Origin of the sequence: Dyella sp. ASV21 (genome assembly GCF_016428975.1) — a bacterium.
GTDB lineage: Bacteria > Pseudomonadota > Gammaproteobacteria > Xanthomonadales > Rhodanobacteraceae > Dyella.
This window is the reverse complement of sequence record NZ_JAELTT010000005.1, coordinates 88,727-107,560: the sequence shown is the minus strand read 5'-3', so window position 1 is coordinate 107,560 and position 18,834 is coordinate 88,727. Positions and strand designations below refer to the sequence as shown.

General features: G+C 62.5%; 11 protein-coding genes. 10 read left to right on the top strand and 1 reads right to left on the bottom strand.

The genetic code is table 11. From position 1 onward, the window contains the following. Window positions 1-26 precede the first annotated feature (26 nt). From JHD67_RS03275 to JHD67_RS03230, 10 genes are all read left to right on the top strand, one after another. Window positions 27-1,004: a hypothetical protein gene (locus tag JHD67_RS03275; protein ID WP_199097261.1), complete on the top strand. Its 978-nt coding sequence runs from the start codon at window positions 27-29 to the stop codon at window positions 1,002-1,004. Window positions 1,005-1,017: 13 nt separating this feature from the next. Then, entirely contained in the window at window positions 1,018-3,189 is a 2,172-nt protein-coding gene (locus tag JHD67_RS03270; RefSeq protein ID WP_199097259.1) for a hypothetical protein, read from the top strand. 13 nt (window positions 3,190-3,202) lie between these two features. Further along, the gene (locus JHD67_RS03265; RefSeq protein WP_199097257.1) at window positions 3,203-3,937 is read left to right on the top strand and encodes an AAA family ATPase; all 735 of its coding nucleotides are present in this window, start codon (window positions 3,203-3,205) and stop codon (window positions 3,935-3,937) included. A 9-nt stretch (window positions 3,938-3,946) separates the two neighbouring features. Continuing rightward, complete coding sequence (locus JHD67_RS03260) at window positions 3,947-4,693, top strand: hypothetical protein (protein WP_199097255.1); 747 nt, start codon at window positions 3,947-3,949, stop codon at window positions 4,691-4,693. Next, entirely contained in the window at window positions 4,693-5,247 is a 555-nt protein-coding gene (locus JHD67_RS03255) for a hypothetical protein (RefSeq protein ID WP_199097253.1), read from the top strand. Before JHD67_RS03260 ends, JHD67_RS03255 begins: the two co-directional genes overlap by 1 nt. Window positions 5,248-5,249: 2 nt before the next feature. Further along, on the top strand, window positions 5,250-5,771 hold the full coding sequence (locus JHD67_RS03250) for a hypothetical protein (protein ID WP_199097251.1): 522 nt from the start codon (window positions 5,250-5,252) through the stop codon (window positions 5,769-5,771). 300 nt (window positions 5,772-6,071) lie between these two features. Beyond that, on the top strand, window positions 6,072-6,323 hold the full coding sequence (locus tag JHD67_RS03245; protein WP_199097248.1) for a hypothetical protein: 252 nt from the start codon (window positions 6,072-6,074) through the stop codon (window positions 6,321-6,323). After that, a complete protein-coding gene (locus tag JHD67_RS03240) occupies window positions 6,320-6,487 on the top strand; it encodes a hypothetical protein (RefSeq protein ID WP_199097246.1) in 168 nt (55 codons plus the stop codon). Before JHD67_RS03245 ends, JHD67_RS03240 begins: the two co-directional genes overlap by 4 nt. 42 nt (window positions 6,488-6,529) lie before the next feature. Beyond that, entirely contained in the window at window positions 6,530-6,844 is a 315-nt protein-coding gene (locus JHD67_RS03235) for a hypothetical protein (protein ID WP_199097244.1), read from the top strand. A 116-nt stretch (window positions 6,845-6,960) separates the two neighbouring features. Continuing rightward, window positions 6,961-7,530, top strand: a complete 570-nt coding sequence (locus JHD67_RS03230; protein WP_199097242.1) for a hypothetical protein — start codon at window positions 6,961-6,963, stop codon at window positions 7,528-7,530. Between the two features lie 3 nt (window positions 7,531-7,533). On the opposite strand, the gene JHD67_RS03225 is transcribed toward JHD67_RS03230, so the two are convergent. Further along, complete coding sequence (locus JHD67_RS03225; RefSeq protein WP_199097240.1) at window positions 7,534-18,795, bottom strand: diguanylate cyclase; 11,262 nt, start codon at window positions 18,793-18,795, stop codon at window positions 7,534-7,536. Window positions 18,796-18,834: the final 39 nt, after the last annotated feature.

Here is an 18,834-nt window from a genome sequence, read left to right as displayed (position 1 = left end):
GTTGCGCGCCTTCCGGAGCAGCCTACATGCAACAACGCATCACGAATAACGCCGGTCTGGACCTCGCAGCAGCAGTTTGGCTGGCCACCGACGAGTACACCTACGACACCCGCCCCAATTACATCTCGGTCACCACACTGATCAAGCCGATCCGGCAGACGGTGCTGGCTCGCCGAGTCCCGCTGGAAGAACGCACCGTCGACTTGCTCGATCGCGTGAAGTCTTCCATCGGTCACGTCCTTCACCGTGGCATCGAGCACTCCTGGAAGGAGCACTACCGGTCGTCACTGGCGAAGCTGGGTTTCCCGAAGCGTGTGATCGACGCAGTACGGATCAACCCGGAGGAAATCGAGCCCGACACGATTCCGGTATTCACGGAGTTTCGCAGCGAGAAGGAAGTCGCTGGATTCATCGTCAGTGGCCAGGTCGATCTCATCATCGACTGGCGACTGCGGGATGCCAAGAGCACCACGGTCTGGGCCTACCAGAGCCAGAAAAGCGTCGAGGGTTGGAAGTTACAAGGCAGCATCTATCGCTGGCTCAACCCGGAGAAAGTTACCCATGATGAGCTTCTTATTCAGTATCTGCTCCTTGATTGGAGCTCTGCTGAGTCTAAGCGCACACCCGGTTATCCCCCTCATGCAGTCCCTGTTCGCAGCATTACGTTGATGAGCGTGCAGGAGACGGACCAGTGGATCCGGAATCGTCTCTCTCTCCTCAAGCAGTACATGGACGCGCCAGACCACGAGATCCCCGAGTGTAACGAGGACGAGCTCTGGCGCTCCGAACCTGTCTACAAGTATTACGCCAACGTCAACGCGACGGGGCGTAGCACGAAGAACTTCGACAACGCCCTCGCTGCCCGCCAGTTCATGGCGGAGAAAGGCGGAAAGGGCCGCGTCGACATGGTGCCCGGCACCGTCAAAGCCTGCCTCTACTGCGCCGCTTTCAGCGTGTGCAAACAGAAAGACCGTCTCATCGCCGACGGCTCACTCCTTATCTGACGACGAGATCCCCATGAAAGACCTTGCCACCATTCAGCACCATCCCGGCATCGAAGAGATCGTGGATGTGCTGTGCAAAAAGACCCAGAACACTGACCGCAGCTTCTTCCGCATGATGGTCTGCTTCTTCCTGGGCAAGATGGCCAGCTCGATGCGAGCCACCATCGAAACCAAGGACCGCGGCTCTGTGCCGGTGAACATCTATGCGCTGTCGCTGGCAGTGTCTGGTTCCGGCAAGGGCCACTCCGTGGGCATCCTCGAGGAGAGCTTCATCCGCGGCTTCCGGGATCGTTTCATGAATGACACCTTCCCGGTTGTCGCGGAGCAGCGCCTCAACGAAATCGCCAACGAGCGCCTGCTGCGCAAGACGGACAGCGACTTCGATACGGAGCTAGAGAAGGTCAAGGGCGAGTTTAATCGCCTGGGCGCACTGGCATTCACCTTCGACTCGGGCACGGCGCCTGCGGTCAAGCAGATGCGCCAGAAGCTGCTGATGGCGAACGCCGGCAGCATCAACCTGCAGATCGACGAAATCGGCTCCAACCTGGTGGGTGCCACCGAGGTGCTGAACGTGTTCCTGGAGTTGTACGACCAGGGCCTCGTGAAGCAGAAGCTGACCAAAAACACCACCGAGAGCCTGCGCAGTGAAGAACTCGAGGGCAAGACACCGACCAACATGCTGCTCTTCGGCACGCCGAGCAAGCTACTCGACGGCGGCAAAACAGAAGATGAGTTCTACAGCATGTTGGAGACGGGCTACGCCCGCCGCTGCATCTTCGCCTACGGGCACCGCATCCGTGCTGGCGAGAGCCTTACCCCGGCACAGATCTACGCTCAGCTGACCGACACCTCCAACGAGGCGCTGGTCGACAAGTGGGCCACCCACTTCACCCTGCTGGCGGATCCAGCCAAGTTCGGCTGGAAGATCTATCTCCCGGACGAGGTAGGCATCGAGCTCCTGGAATATCGCATCGATTGCGAGCGCCTGGCCGACAGCCTGCCGGAACACGAAGAGATCAAGAAGGCCGAGATCAGCCACCGCTACTTCAAGACGCTGAAGCTCGCCGGCGCATTGGCGTTCATCGACGAGTCCGCCGAGCTGACCATGGACCACCTCTACTACGCCATCAAGCTGGTCGAGGAATCGGGCACGTCCTTCGAGCGCATCTTCAGCCGCGAGAAGAACTACGTGAAGCTGGCCAAGTACCTGGCCACGGCGGGCAGCGAGCTCACGCACGCGGACTTGAACGAGTCCCTGCCCTTCTACAAGGGCAGCCAGTCGGCGCGCAACGAAATGATGAACCTGGCCATGGCTTGGGGCTACAAGAACCACATCATCGTCAAGAAGACCTTCGAGCAGGGCATCGACTTCTTCCGCGGTGAAACGCTGAAGGAGACCTCGCTCGAGGCCGTCACCCTCTCGTATTCGGACCACGTCGCCTATCGCTATCGCAGCGAGCGGGTGCCGTTCGATCGGATGCACGAGCTGACCCAGGCACCGGGCATGCACTGGCTCAACCACGCGCTTGCACGTGGCGAGTTGGGCGAAGGCCACCGCGCTGGTGAGAACGTCATCAAGGGCTTCGACATGGTCGTCATCGACGTGGACAAGGGGATCCAGGCCGCTCAGGTGCGCGAGCTCCTGAAGGACTACACATTCCTCATGTATACGACCAAGCGCAGCACCGACGAGGCGAACCGCTTCCGCATCGTCATGCCGATCAACTATCGGCTGGAGCTCGATGGCGAGGAGTTCCGCGAGTTCATGTCGAACGTCTTTTCGTGGTTGCCATTCGAGGTGGATGACGTCACGGGACAGCGTGAGCGCAAGTGGGAAACCTTCCCCGGCCAGCATTGGTACAACGAGGGCGAGTTGCTCGATGCCCTGCAGTTCATCCCGAAGACCTCGAGGAACGAAGAGTACAAGGCGTCCGTCCTCAAGCTCGAGAACCTCGACAACGCGGAACGCTGGTTTGCCCAGCGCATGGTGAACGGCAATCGCAATAACCAGATGCTGCGCTTCGCCATGATGCTCGTGGACACCGGTCGCCTCAGCTACCAGGACATCGAGCGCCGCGTCATCGAGTTCAACGCCAAGCTCGACAACAAGCTGCCTGACGACGAGCTCCGTCAGACGGTGCTGATCACCGTGGCCCGCAAGCTTGCGGCCGCACAAACCCCCTGAACCAGGAAAGCACATGCAACAGATCACCAACGACAACCTCGTGTTGATTGCCGGTGCCAGCGCTGCGGGTAAATCCGCGGCGCTGCGCAACCTGGTGGATCAGCCCGGTGTGGTCTACCTGAACTGCGAGGCCGGCAAGAAACTGCCGTTCCCGAACAAGTTCCAGAAATTCACCATCACCGATCCGTACCAGGTGCTCGAGGCGTTCGACGCCATCGCCGAGGGCAAGCTGGGCAACGTTCACACGGTCATCATCGACTCGCTGACGTTCCTGCTCGACATGTTCGAGTCGGTGCACGTCATCACGTCGCCGAACACGATGCAGGCGTGGGGTGCTTTCTCTCAGTTCTTCAAGGCACTGATGCAGGACAAGGTGGCCAAGTCCACCTGCAACGTGATCTTCACCGCGCACACCCTGACCCAGCTCAACGAGAACGACATGATTCTTGAGACCAAGGTGCCTGTGAAGGGCTCCCTCAAGAACAACGGCATCGAGGCGTACTTCAGCTGCGTGGTTGCAGCCAAGAAGATGCCCGTCAAGAAGCTTGAAGGCTACGCCTCCGACTTGCTGGAGATCAGCGAGGAAGAGCAAGCGCTGGGCTTTAAGTATGTCTTCCAGACCAAGCTCACCAAGGACACGGTGCATGAGCGCATCCGTTCGCCGATGGGTCTGTTCAAAACCTCCGAGACCTTCATGGACAACGATGTCCAGAAGCTGCTCAACCACCTCCACCAGTATTACGCGTAAGGAAAACACATGAACCAGAGCAACAACAATCCGTTTGGTGGCCTGAAGTCCGAAGGCCTCGAAGCTGCCCGTGACGTCCTCGGCGGCGGCGGTGCCATGGACTCGGGCCTCTACACCGGCACGATCAAGCTGGCCTACGCCGGCAAGTCCTCGGGCGGTGCCCACTCGATGACCGTGGTCGTCGACCTGGAAGGCCGCGAGTACCGCGAGACCCTGTACGTCACCAACAAGCAGGGCCAGAACTACTACGAGAAGGCTGGCAAGAAGAACCCGCTGCCGGGCTTCACCACCGCCAATGACCTGGCTCTCCTGTCCACCGGCGTGCCGCTGAACGAGCAGGAGATCGAGGAGCGTGTGGTCAAGCTGTACGACTTCGACGCCAAGGCCGAAGTGCCGACCAAGGTGCAGGCCGTCGTCAGCATGCACGGCAAGCCGATCACGCTCGGCATCCTCAAGCAGATCGTCGACAAGAACGTGAAGAACGAGGCCACCAACACGTACGTGCCGAGCGGCGAAACCCGCGAAGAGAACATCATCGACAAGGTGTTCCACGCCGAGACCGGCAAGACGGTCAGCGAGTTCACGCTCAAGGTCGAGAACGCCGAGTTCCAGGGCAAGTGGGGCGCCAAGAACAAGGGCGTCACCCGTGACCGTTCCACCGGTAAGGCCGGCAAGGTCGGCGCACCGGGCCAGAAGGCTGCCAACGACGCCATCGGCGGCGGCCAGAAGCAGGCCAGCAAGAGCCTGTTCGGCTGATGTTGATCCCTGTCGTCGGCATGGATCCCTCGCTGCGCAACTGGGGACTCTCAGAAGCGCAGCTGGACCTCACGACAGGGTGCCTGACCACTCCCCTTCTCTCCTTGGTTTCGGTCAAGGATCTGAAGGGGAAACAGGTGCGGCAGAACTCCACGGACTTGCACATCGCTGAGCAACTCGCTGCTGCCGCACTGGCCGCAGCACGCAAGGCGAAGTGCGTGTTCGTGGAAGTTCCGGTCGGCTCACAGAGCGCACGTGCGATGGCGTCCTACGGGATCTGCGTCGGCGTGTTGGGAGCCATCCGAGCCGAGGGCATCCCTCTCATCGAGGTGACACCCACCGAGGTGAAGCAAGTCTTCACCGGCAACAAAAACGCGACCAAGGAAGAAATGATCGCCAAGGCGATCGAGTTCTATCCCGAAGCGAACTTTCCCACACACCAGGGAAAGATCAGCAGCAAAGCCGAACACGTGGCCGATGCCACCGCAGCCATTCACGCAGGCGTACGGACGTCTGTTTTCCAAAATCTCATGCGTCTCTACGCAAAGGTCTAACCATGAAGCTCACGCTTTCCCAGAACGAACTCGAACTCGCCGTCCGCGCCTACGTGACCGGCATGATCAGCCTGCAGCCCGGTACCGAAGTTACCATCGACTTCAAGGCGGGCCGTGGTGAGAACGGCATCAGTGCCGAAGTGGACATCAGCCACCTGGCGCTCGCTGGCGCTGGCCTCGCCGCCGCAGCACCGGTCGCCGTGGTGGCTCAGCCCGAGCCGATCGCAGCTGCTCCCGCCCCCGCAACCAGCGCCAAGGTGTCCAAGCCGACCCCCGTCACGCTCGTGAAGGAAGCGCCGATCTCCACGGCGACCGCCAACGTCGACGAGGAAGCCGCTCCCGAGAAGCCGGCCACCGAAGTCCGCAAGACCTCGGGCAAGTCGCTGTTCGGCGCTGGCGCTGCTGCGTCTGACGCTCCGGCTGCCAACGATGGCGAGTCGACCGACGGCGCTGCTGCTGAAGAAGAGCCGCCGTTCCAGCAGGCCGCTGCTGCTGGTGGCCGCAAGACCCTGTTCAGCCAGTAAGCCAGCGCACGACTGATCGACAGGGAGGCTGCGAATGCCTCGCAGAAGATCAGGAGCCCGGGGTACTGCCCCGGGCTTCTCTGGATGCTGTTGATGGGCGTGCCTGGATAACGGGTGGCAGCCCTAAACCAGCCCTGCCAGGCACCCTCGTGGAGAGGGCCGGGCACGACCATGAACAGCAACGACGGTTCTCACACATGCGCCTGGATACGGAGGGCAGTCCCAATCCGTCACACCCCGGCGACCCACATCTCAGCGTGGGCCGGGCGCAGTTGTGAGTACCTTTACCTAGGCAGCACCATGACCCAACAAGTAAACAACCTCCAGCAAGCCAAGAACCAGCTCAACAAAGCACGCAGCATGATGGAGGAAGCCCTCGCACTGGTGCGCCGATCCCGCGGTGACATGGGCCTCGCCCACAAGATCTCCAGCGGTATCGAGAGCGTGCACCGGGCCACAAAGCACGCGGACATGCAGTGCAGCCGGATCATCCGCAAGACGCTCCGCGAGATCCGTGCGGTCGAGAAGGCCAAGGCCAAGGAGGCCAAATGATCCTGCGCAACACCGCATTGAACTGGCGCTGGTGGCTGATCCTTCCCTACTGCCTGCTCGTTTGCACCCCGATGGTGCTGCTGGCTTGGTTCCTGGAGTTCCTGCAGCGGTACGAGGACACCCTTACCCCTCCCCTGCGCTGGGCCATCCGGCACAGGAAGTGACCGCTTCGAGTTCCTGACTACCAGGATGATAGGATGCCAGGCATGGACGCATTCAAGCCTTTTGACCAGTGGTATAAGTGGCTCACGTACGCAGGCTTTACCGTGTTCGCGGTGGCGCTGACTCGGGAACTACAGTTTCCCAAAGGGCCTGTCGCTCTGTTGGGCGGCGGCGCCAACCTGATTGGCACTGGCTGCTGGATCCTCCATGCGCGGGTATCCGCCACATTGTTCGATCCCGACGTCAAGACGCGCATCCTCATACGAAAGGTGTCTGGCACTGTCGTGGCCTTACTTGGTTTCGTGTGCCTCGCAGCGGCTATTTATGGCTTCGTGCGCTACGGACTCACTCAGAGCTGACCCCCGCACCACCGACGCTACCCGCAGAGGCCCGCCCATCGGCGGGTTTTTTATTGGTCACTTGCCGGTTCCGCGGCATTGGCCGTAGGATCTTGCGTCCAACAGGAGAGGTAGCCATGGACCGTCGTACCATCCCCGCACTGCTTGCGATGCTTCTGCTACCGGCCGTCAGCTTTGCCGGTATGCCCACCCCACATTTAGTGGAAGGGCACTACTACATGGTGGGCGATCCTGCCTGCATGAACGGACAGCATGTGACCCCAACACGCCTCATGTGCTACGACGAGAACATGAAGCCCACCGGGGTATATCGGGACGCCATGACCCCTGAAGAGCTACAGGCGGATCAGCGCCTCACCCAACTGGTGCAGTCGCAACGGCAAACCGAACTGGAGCAGGCCCAGCAACGAGCACTGGTGGCGCAGCAACAGGCGCAGTTGGAGCAGCTACAAGCCCAACTGGACGAGCAGCGGAAGCGGGAAAGGAATGCCCAGCTGAACGCATCACTGCAGCAGCTGGGACAAACCATGCGTGGGTACGGCCAGACATCTCCCTCTATTCTGCCGCCCGCCGTCCAAGGCATCCCTACTTCGGGCGGCGTGGGCTACAACCAGGCCGGCAACGCCCTGATCGGTACCGACGGCACGTCCTGTGTCACGTCGGGTATCTCGACCATCTGCCGCTAGGGCTTAGCGCCCTAGCAGCTGGTCCCACATCAGCATTTGCCGCGAGTGCAGAAGCTGGCCCGGCCCGATCGAGTATTGCCAGTTCGTGTTCAGGGCGTTGTCCGACATCAGCGTATTGGTGCCGTGCATGAATGTCTCTGCCGTGATGCCACTCGCCAGGAAGCGCAGCGGATTGTCGCGGATGGTGGCCAGGATCACTTTCTGGATCCGGATCTTGTAGTTCCAGAACCAGGTCATGCCCATGCTCTCGTGGTAGTCACGGGTGCGCCCGGCCATCAGGTTGTAGTTCACGAACCGGTCGTTGACGTAGGCCAGCGCTTCGGCCTGCGTCTTGCCCTTCGAGATCAGGTGATCGTAGAGGGCCGCCTTCGCCATGAAGTCGCCAAACTGCACCGCGCGATTGAGGCCCTGATGCAGCGCCGTGTCCTTGGCGATCGTGGCGTATTTCGCCGCGGTGATCAGGCCCGGCGGCAAGCCCTTCGTCTTGCTGGCCAGCCAACCGGTGAAGTCATTGAGCAGCGTGTATTGGTCGTGCTCGGACAGACCCTCGGCAATGGACGGCAGCTCGCCGGCCTGCAGTAGCGGCCAGATCGACAGGCGGCTATTGGCGTCCTGCAACACCTGCTGCTCACGCTGCAACTTGCTGCGCACGTCCGGGCGGGTGGCCGAGGCCAGTTCCAGCGTGATCTGGGCCAGGCGCTTTTCCTGCCGCAGGTAGGTCTCGACCTCACGTACCTTCGCCGCCTGCGTCTGCACCAGGCGCAGCGGATTCACACCGTGCATCACCAGCTGGTACTGGTTCGAGGTGGCGTTGGCCAAGGCCACGATGCCCGACTTCACCACGATGGTTTCCTTGGCCATACCCACCACGCCTTGGATTGCTCGCTCGGCGAACACCAGGTGCTGGTAGGCATTCTTGCCCAGCAAGCCATACGCCGCGTCGGCGATGTTCTTCTGTACCGACGTCGGTAGATCAGACATTCCCGTGAACACGTCTGCAATGGACGCGGCACGGTACCCAAGCGCGTTGTCGAGCATGTCCTTGCGCACCATCACGGGGCCATCGAACGTGCGCATCAGCAAGCGCTGGGTATCGCGGGGAATGCTGTTCCACGTGTCCTTCAGGACACTCGTCTTCGCGTCCGCGATGTCGACGTACTCCCCACTGCGATCACTCTTTTCACGCTGCCACTGATCGTGGAGCACACCGACCAACTGCTCATTCACCTTCCGACCGATGGTCTCTTCCGCCTGACGGCCGAGCCAGGTACCGATCGACTGCGGGAGATCCCGACTGCCGCGCAGGTGGGCATCGAGCATGCTCGGATCCAGCGTGCGCTGGTACGCCACCACCTTGCCATCGCTGCCGAAGATCGGCACCAGGTTACGGGTACCGACGCTGTTGCCGGCCAGTTTGTCAGCCGTGATCTTGGCCACCGTCTGCTGGTGCCCGATCATGGTCTGCAGCGCCACACCCAGTGCGCGGCCGGTGAACTGGTCCACACCCGACACCGTGCCTTCGACGGTCTGCATGGCGCCCTGACGATAGGACGCCTGCCCGCCGATGTGCTTGATGGCGTAGTAGGCCATGTCGCGTGCGTTCGCGTCGTGCACATCACCGTGGTAGTCGCCCACCTTGCGGTAACCCATCTTCACCAGTTCCGCGGCCTTCGCCGAGCTGGCCAGGATGAGCTTGCTGCGCGGATCCAGGGATTCCGGCACATAGCCCTTCTTAGCGTTGAACAGCTGCTCGTTGGCGCCCGCCTTCGACCATTCGTTGTTGGCCAGCGTCTTCATCAGGCGCAGCAGCTTCTCCATGCCCTCGCCCTGCGTGGCCATCAGGTTGGCTGCCACATCCCGCTCACCCTGGCTCAGGGCCTCCATGGCACGCAGCGAGGTCAGGCGATCGAGCAGCGGCCCCATGAAACTGGCCAGCTCATCGGTGACGCCATGGTTGGTACCGAGCAGGTGCGCCATCGCATGGGCGTTGCTGTAGAGCAGGCCCTTCGCACGGTTGTTGCCCGTCACCATGTAGTGGCCGAGATCCTTCGCCGCCTGGATGTACTCGTCGGCGTGCTTGGTGAACTTGCTCTCGATCGCCGCGATAGCGCTCTGGAGGCTCGCCGGGTTGCTCAGCATGTCCTTGAGCTGGGTGCGGCTGTAGTTGCCCAGGAGCGCTGCCATATCGGCCTTGCCGACGACCTTGTGCAGCGTGGCCCAGTCCTGCTTGCTCACCGGTTCGGTGAACAGGGCACGGACCTGTGCCGGCGCTTCCTCGCGCAGACGCTGGCGGACACGGGCCACCATCGACTTCGACTTGTCGAGCAGCTCGATCACGTGCTCATTGCTGGCGGTACGACCGACCAGTTCGCCAATCAGCTGGTTGATGGCACGGGGCAGCTTCGACTCGTTGGCAAAGCTCAGCAGCGATTCGCCAAATGCGGCCGAACCGTCCTTCGAGGTGATGCCGCGCACCGCGTTGAGCGCACCGTTGATCCAGCCATCAATGCCACCGACCTGGCCAGCATCAAGGCGGGCGGTGAGCTTGTCGTCTGCTCGCTGCCCCAGCACTGCCATGCGTTCCTTCACCTTGGCCTCGGCCTTCTCCATCACGCTGGCGGGTGCATTCGCGCGCTTGATCGCCGCTGCCTGGTTCACGGCAAGGCGGTTGACTAGGTTGTCGAGGACCGTCTGCTGGTTGGTGGCACGGGCCGTGTTGGTTGCCATGCCAGTCAGCACATCGAACGCGGCACTGGTAGCGCTGCGGATCCGTGCGTCGATCGAGGACTTGTCGATGGCTGCCTTCGCCGGCGCCAGCGTGGCCAGCTTCTCGCGCAGCGGTTCGTACACCAAAGCCAAGGCTACGAAGTTGGCCAGCAGATTGCTGCGGCCAGCGGCATCGGTGGTCAGGTTGCCCACGCCCTGCAGCGCGTTGAAGCGGGATACGGCTTCACTGTGTGCAATCGCACTAGTGTCATTCGGGTTGGCCAGGAAATCCTCGGCGGACAGCTGCGGCATGACCTCGTCGTAGAGGTGCTGCAGCTTCTCCATCACCGCCGAGTCGAGCTGGATCGTGCTGGACATAAGCGCCTGCATCTGCTCGAACACATACTGCTGCTGCTCGTTGAACTGGAAGCCAGCGTCGACGAAACGCTCGCGGATCTCATTGGCCGCGACCAGGGCATCCGCTGCCTTGAGCGCGGTCTCCGGCTTCGACAGACCATCGGTCGGCAGATTCGAGCGCAGCCATTCCAGCTGGTCGGACAGCGCACTGAGGCGATCTGCCTGTGCCTGGTTCTCGTTGGGCAGGGTCTGGAACAGCGCCAAACCAGTGACATTCATGGGATCGAGTGCCGGCCGGCGAGCCAGACGATGCACCTGCCCCATGGCCTGCGTCAGGAAGCTGTCAATCGGCTCGTTCTTGGGCAGGCCCAGTGCCTTGCGCACGACCTCCAGCACCTTCTTGGCCAGCGCCTTCACCGTCTCCAGCGGTCCCACCTTGGCCAGGGCATCCTGGATCTGGTGGTTGCTCATCGTCCACGCCATGAACTCGTTCACGGCTGCGGCGGTGGCGCCCTCGTTCAAGAGACCGCGGATCACCGACTGCGCCTGCTGCACGGACTCGTTCTCGCCGCGAGGCATGGCCACAAACTCACGGGACATCGCTTCCAGCTGACGCACGGCGTCACGCTGGTGTGCGGTGAGCCCCTTCATGCCGCCGTCGTAGAAGCGCTGCAGCAGACCGTAGGTCGCCGCATGCACGAGCTCGTGCACCAGCGTCTCCTCGGAGCCGTTCTTGATGAACACGTGGTTCTCGTACGTGGCGCCGACGTTGTTCTTGCCGCCGAAGTCCACACCCGGGAACAGCGCATTCTGCTTCTGCGCGATCTCCGCTTCCGAACCGACGTGCACCTGCAGATCCGCCGGGAACAGGTGGGCAATCTGGTTGTAGACGAACTGGCGCACCTTGCCCTGCAACCCCTGGTTCTCGATCAGGGACTTCACGTCCCTGGCGCCCAGCGTCTTCAGCCCGCCTTGAGCCAGGTTGGCCAAGGCCTCGCTGACATTCTTGGCCGGGGCCGGTTCTGCGCTGACGGTGACCTCGGCAGCGGCCGGCTCCGTGCGTGCACGCACCTGCTGCTCGGCGATGTACGCCGACAGGTTCTCCACCACTTTGCCTTCGTTCTGGTAGGGCTTCTCGCCCGTGCTCATGTGGTCGTTCGAGCTGGCCAGCTCACGCAGGATCGCCTTGTTCACCTCGGTGGCAGCAGCACGCTGCGCCAATTCGCTGCGGGTGTACTCGACCGACTGATTGATCGCGTCGACCAGGTCAGCGTGGGGCATTTCCTTCGTGCCTGGGATACGCAGCGCATTACCCAGATCCTGCAGCTCCGCCGCATTGAGGCTGGAGATGTCCATGTTGAAGTTGCCGAAGGCATTGGCCACCGAGCCCAGCAGATCGAACTGCCAGCCGTCGTAGACCGCCTTGTTCGCTTCGACCGCACGATCCTTTAGCTCCGACGCGGGAACCTCCCAGCCGTCGTACACGTTGAGCGTGCCCTTCGGATTCTGCCTACCCAGCAGCGTCATCATCGTGGCGTCGCCAGCGGCAATGGTCAGCAGCGGTGCAGCGCGCACGCCCGGATTCGTGATCTGGGTCGTGTTGATGTCCGAGCGGGAACCGCCAAAGATCGAGCCCACACCCAGCGCCTGGCCGTCGACCAGGTACTGGCCGGAGTGGTCCTTGGTGCTGACGTTGACGCCCTGCTCTTCCTTGGCGCCACCGGCGACGAGAGAGGCGTACGCCGGAACCAGGTGAGCAAGATCTGCGAGGATCGCCTGCTCATCACCCTTGCCCAGCGGCTCCTTGGGACCGAGTTCCCCAGCAGCCACACGCTCCGCCTGCTTAGCGGCGTAGGCCTCGTTGTAGGCCTTGCGCAGCTGTGCCGTCTGCAGGGCCGAGGCCTGGTACAGCAGCGTGTAGGTCGACATCACCGGATCCATCTCGGACTGGATGACGTCGGTCAGCATGCCGCCAGCGGTCTGGCGCAGGTTCTGCACCATCTGGGCGATGTGCTTCTGCGAGAACGGACCCTTGGCATAGCCGGCCATGTCGTCCACGTTGACCGGGTCGGTCTTCTGCCACACGCCATCCTTGTCGAGGTAGCGGCCGGTCATCAGGCGCAGGGCCTTCTGCAAGTTGCCATCGAGCGGGACGTTGTCACGCAGCGACTTGGACATCTGCTCGTGCACGTAGTCCAGGATGTCGTAGGCAATAGCCCGGTTCACCGACTGCTCGCCGGCGCCGTAGTTCATGCTGACCAAGCCACCCTTCGGCATGTTGCGGGTCACCTGCACCGAGCCGTCATCGGCCAGCGTCACGTGACCCACACGCTGGAGGAGATGCAGCGCCGCGGAAAGCATCTGGTGATCGGTGCCCGTCTTCTTCGCCAGCGCATTATTCACCGCGCGCTGCAGACCCTCCGCCGTGTCGGTATAGAGGTCGGCCGCCTTGGCGCCGAGATCCGCCAGCACCTTGGGATCGGACTCGTTGAGGAACCAGCCGCCCTTGCGCAGCTGGTCGATCTGCTTGTCGAGGTTCGCCGTATGCAGGCCGAAGTGCACGATCGCATTGATCGGACCATCGGTCTTGCCGTCGAGCTCGACTGCCAGATGCGTCTCGAACTTCGACGGATCCGGGTGCGCCAGCAAGCGTGCATGGGTGAAGAGCGCATGGATGGCACGGGCCGTGGCCGGAATGGGCCGGGTACCGTCGACACCCTTCTGCAGCGCTGCGATCTGCCGGGTGATGCTGTTGGCCAGGTCAGCCTGGTCCTGTCCATCGAGCGCGTTGAGCTGCGCCATGTCGGCGAACAGCTGCTTGAATGCCGGGTGCGCCAGCTCCTGCTGGATCTGCACCGCAGCAGCAGCGTTCTTCACCTTCTCGGTCTTGATACCCAAGGCCTGAGCCAGGGTCACTGCATACGCGAGCTTGTGGTCCTCGTTGTTCTTCAGATCGAGGTTCTCGCGCACGGCGCTGATCAGCTCACGCGCAATCTTGTCCGACTGGGGGCCGAAGCCATTGGCCATGGTGCGGCCGTTCGAGACGATGCGGTGGCTGTAGAACGCCGGCACGTCCTGCATGTTCTTGCCGGCCTCTTCGGCCTTGCCCTGCCACAGAGCGAAGATCTCACGCAGATTGCTCAGTGCGTTGGTGAGACCCTGGTTCACGCCTTCGACCTGACGACGGTGCTGCTCATTGAGCGCATCGGCCGGATCGGAGTAGCCAAGCAAGCTCAGCAGGTTGTCGTCGCCGAGCTGGTCCTGGAACACGAGCAACTCGGTGTTGGCGTGGAACGGGACGTTGTTTTCGTTCTTGATCGATTTGCGCTGGGTGTCCGACAGCTTCTGGCCGGTCCCGGACTGGCGAGTCGGCACCTGCTTGCTGGGCTCACCAAACGTCGGGCGATCTTGTGCGTCCGGCGTGAGGAGGTAGGTCATCAGCGCCTGGTTGCCCAGTGCATCACGCAGCGACTTCAGGTTGCGTGCCGAGTCGGTGCTCCAGTTGTTCGTGTCGCCCGACTTGTTGAAGGCGATGAACGGCAGCGTCTTGGCACGACCGTCGGCGGTCTTCTCGGTACCTTCCACGTTGTTCAACGTGATGGCGCCCGTTTGTGCCAGCGCATTCAGCGCGTCATGGATCAGCGCCTTCGGCAAACCATCGGTGTAGAGCACCGAGCTGTTGCTGTTCGAGGACAGGCCAAGGATGCGGACCAGATCCGCGGCCATGGTGTTGATCGGCTGCACGGCATAGTGGCTGGTATCGAAGGCCTTCTGCACGGCCTCCGGCACACCATTCGGGAACATCTCCAACACCTTGGCCTGGTCGGCCTTGGTCGGGTTGTTGACCGTGGCCAGGCCCCAGTTGAGCACAGCGAGCGCCATGGCCTGTGCCACTTCCGGCTGGTAGCGGATGTACGGCTTGCCGTCTTCACCCACACCCCACTCAGCTACATGCAGGCTCAGTCGGTTGCCGTACTGCCAGATCGCCTTGTCGTACTTCGCCGGATCCAGGAGATCCTGGAGGAAGCCCTTGGCCGCCTGCTTGGTGTTGGTCTGCACGCGCTTGCTGCCATCGGGATTCAGACCGACGGCGGCGTTGTAGAGCGACTGGTTCAGGGTGTCGACGATCTGCGGCACGAACTGGCCGATGATCTCGCGCATGGCACCGACCTGCTGCGCGTCGATCGGCATGTACTGGTGCTGCTCGGCATAGACCTCACGCAGCGCCAGCGGATCCTTCTCCGCCTTGATCAGCGCACTGGCTACGGTCTCCAGACCGCCAGCCACACGAGCGAACAAGCCGGTTGCCTTCGAGTTCAGTTTGAACGCAGAGAAGAACTTGTTGGTGCGCAGGTAGCGCTCGGCCGGCGACGCATCAGCGGAGATCTCGCCCAGCGTCTGTGCCGGGCCGGCGAAGCGTTCGCTTACGGACTTGGGAACGTCACCTTGACGTTGCTGACCTTCCCCTGCGGGGGCGGCGGACTGGAGTCGTCGAGGCGCCCCAGATTCACGGGGAGATTCTCGCTTTCCTGCGTCGAGGCGGGATTGCTTGTCGGCGTTGACGGCCGTGTCTGCTGCTTCATACGTGGCTCCATGGCCTACGGAGAATCCGATGCCATTGTAGATGAAAGGCTTGCCGTCGACCTCGAACGAGACCTGGGCGGCATCCAGCTTGGCCTGCACATCGGCCATGATCTTCGCCGCTTCGTCGGTGTTCTTGAAGCGCGCTGCGAACTCGTCACCACTGCGGTGATAGAAGCGCACGGTGTCGCTCTCGTAGCCCTTGAGCATTTCGCCCAGCGCCTTGAGCACCACGTCAGCCGCTGCATGGCCCACGTGGTCGTTGAGCTTCTTCAGGCCGTCCATGTCAGCGGCGCCGACCGTGCTCCAGCCCAGCGCGGTGTCTTCCTCGAAGGCCTTCTTGTTGCGCAGTCCGGTCACTTCCGAGGTGCGCTGCTCCTGCTCCAGCTGCGCAATGCGCGCCTCGAGCTTGGCCTGCCGCGATTCCGCCGGCGGCAGGTTGTCGATGGCAGCGCGCTGCTCGGTAGCCTGACGACGATCGGTGGTGTTGTCCACGAGCTTGCCGTCGGCACCAGCCGCACGATTCTTCATGTCAGTGGCGAGGATCTTCTCGAGCTGCGCACGGGCATCACTGGCGCTGGTCACGAGATCCCCATGGTTCGCACCAGCCACAGCCTCGATGCGCTTCATCGTGGCGATGTGGTCTTCCACCTGCGTGATGGTGGCATCGGCCGGCAGATTCGCAGCGAAGTCACTGGCCGCAGCGACCTTTGCTTCCAGTGCCGTGACGGTGCTCGACTTCGGTGCGAGCTCGGTTTTCGGCTGCGTCGCGGCGGGCGCGAAACCAGGGATAGCAACACCATCGCCCTTGGTCATGGACTTGTAGCTGGCTTCCTTCGGCGCAGTGAGCGACGACGGCAGCGGCTCGGCATTGCCGGCAGCAGCCTGCACCAGGCTCGGGTTCGCCTGAGCCAGGGTGTTGTAGATGCCGGCCGCCGTTTGCGCATCGTTGTGCACGATGTCGACCAGGCCACGGCTACCCGGGCTGGTGATGTCGACCACGTTGGCCTTCGTGCCAAGGGAGCTGTCCGTCTTCAGCTGACGGGTGTTCTGGACCTCGACGCCCTGCCCCTTGGCCGAACCGTTCTCCACGTGCTGGCGGGCAGCCTGGTCAAAGGCCATGGCACGGTCGATACGCGACTGCGCGAAGTTTGCTAGATCCGCCATCGCCTGCACGGCCACCTGCGTGTGACCGTTGTTGATGGCCTGCACCACATTGCGGGCCATATCGTTGAGCGACGGCAGGCGCTTGTTGCCGAGCTGGAAACCGTCGTTGGCGATCTCGCTTGAGACGATGTCCGGCGACTTGATCTGCGGATACTGCTTGGCGAGCTCCTCGGCACGGGCCAAATGATCCTCACGGACCTTAGCCAGGCTCTCGGCCAGCTTCACCTGGTTCACTTCCTGCGGCGTCAGGCCCTCGGAATGGAACAGCACACGAGCGGCCTGCTCGCTGGAGAGCTTCTCCGGTGCGACAGCGGCCACTTCACTGAGCTGAGCCAGCGCAGCCTTCACTTCCGGTGTGGGCTCGGTACCGGCGGGAATAGCGTCTTCCGGCACCTGATCCAGCAAGCTCTGGATGAAGGCCGGATCCTGGTTCTTCACCGCTTCCTCGAGGTTACGGATGCCGTCGTTCTCGAGGAGGTTGTTCGCCGCCTGCTTCATCGCCGGATCGGTGATGGTGTCGACGTGCTGGCGCAGCTCACGTGCCGCCTTCAGCGCAAACAGCTGCAACGTGGCACCGGTCTCAGCATCCATCGGCTTGCCGGAACCAAGGAGATTCACCGCTTGGGCCAGTGCCGTCACCTTGTTGAGCGGCACGGTCTGATCGACACCCTCGTTGAGCGCCTGCTTGGCTGCCGGGGTGAGGATCGGATCGGCTTCCGCTGGTGCCGTGGCCACTTCAGCCGCCGGCGACACATTCTCAGGCACCACGCCATCAGCGTTCGGTGCCTTCTGGTTCTCGAAGCCCTTGCTCAGGGTGCTGGCATCTTCAGCCAGGCCCGAAGCGACGGCCGCCTTCTGCTCATCGACCGAAGCGGCATTCTCTGCCTTGACCTTCTCACCTCGGGCAGCGAGAGCATCTAGCACCGGCTTGCCGGCAACCTTGGCTGCAGTAAGTGCCGCTTTCCCAGTCAGCACCGCGCCACCGACGGCCAGACCTGGTGCACGGAATGCGCCTGCCGCACCGAGTGCCGCAGCACCGCCTTGGCCTGCAGCACCGCCGACACCGTCCAGCAGATCATTTGCCGTGACGTCACCGGTTTGCTGATTGGCGATGTTCTGTGCCAGCTGGCCGCCGGCACCCTGCAACGACTCTTCACCGACTTCACCCGCAAGCTCGGCGACGTTCTTGCCGGCCGCCTTTAACGTGGTGGCCAGGCCCTTACCCGTCGGGTGAGCCAGGAAGTCCTGGGACAGGTACGAGCTGCCATAGGCAATCGGCGCCGTGACGGCAGCCGTGATCAGGCCATTGTCCGAGGCGAGCTGCGCACGCACCTGGTCTTCCGGCACACCAGCATCGAGCTGGCGCTGCACATCCGGGAAGCGCTTGGCCAACTCGTCGATCGGCGCCGTAGCGATGTCGCCGGCTGCCTGCCCGTAGTTCGAGCCCATCTCAGTGGCAGTGACCAGTGCACGGGTATTGGCGTGAGCCAGGCTCTCCTCGACCTTCCGGACACCCTCTGCGCCCATGGCCTTGAGCGCACCAGCTGCGGTCGTCTCCTTGGCTACCTGCTTGGCGACGCCAGCGGCTACCTGCTCCGCGGTGATAGCGCCCTTCGCCACCGCACCGATGCCGAACGTCGGTACCTGCTCCACCGCCGTGTCGAGAAGGGTGGTCGGATGGGAGAACACGTTGCCGAAGTCGTGGCCGTAGTCCTTGGCGACACGTGCTGCGGCAGCGACATTGGGATCCTCGCCATTGGCGACGGCTCGCTCATAGTCAGCCTTGTGCTGCTCAGCTGCTGCAGCATTCTCCTCCCCCATCAGGGTCTGGTCGGCCTGCTTCACCGTGGAGGCGGTCTGGTCGCGCCATTGGTTGAACTGGCCCAGCAGCCTTTGCTGCGGTCCCAGCAAGGCAGCACGACCCGCATTGGTGTCGTCGGCCACCTTGTTGAAGAGGCCATCGTCGATCACACCTGTGGCATGCAGGCCCATGGCCGGGAACGTCAGCATGGCCGAACCAGCGCGATGCAGCAGATCCTCGCCGAGGACCACACCACCACCGACCAGGTTGACGCCACCGGAGAGCAAGCTCAGGCCGGTGTCCTTGGTCAGCTCATTGCCGGTACGGCTGCGGTTGGCCTCGTTCAACAGCTGATCACGGGCCGAGCGCTCCTGGTTCACGCTGGCCGCAACATCGTTGCCATAGGTACGGGCCAGCTGGCCCAGCGACATCGTCTGCTGATCGCGCTGGAACTCAGCTCGAAGCTGATCGGCCGGCGAGACGCCAGCAAGCTCAGCACGCTTGGCCAAGCCAGCCGCCTTTACCTCGGCGTATTTGGCCGGCAGCAGGTCATTGGCGACACCGGTACCGCGTTGCTGGACCCCAGACGTATCACGAATCAGCCCCTCGGGAAGTGCACCATCACGCGAGAAAACAGGCTGATTCGGGTCCATAAGGCATCCACCAAAAGAGAAGGGAGCTGCAAGCAGCCC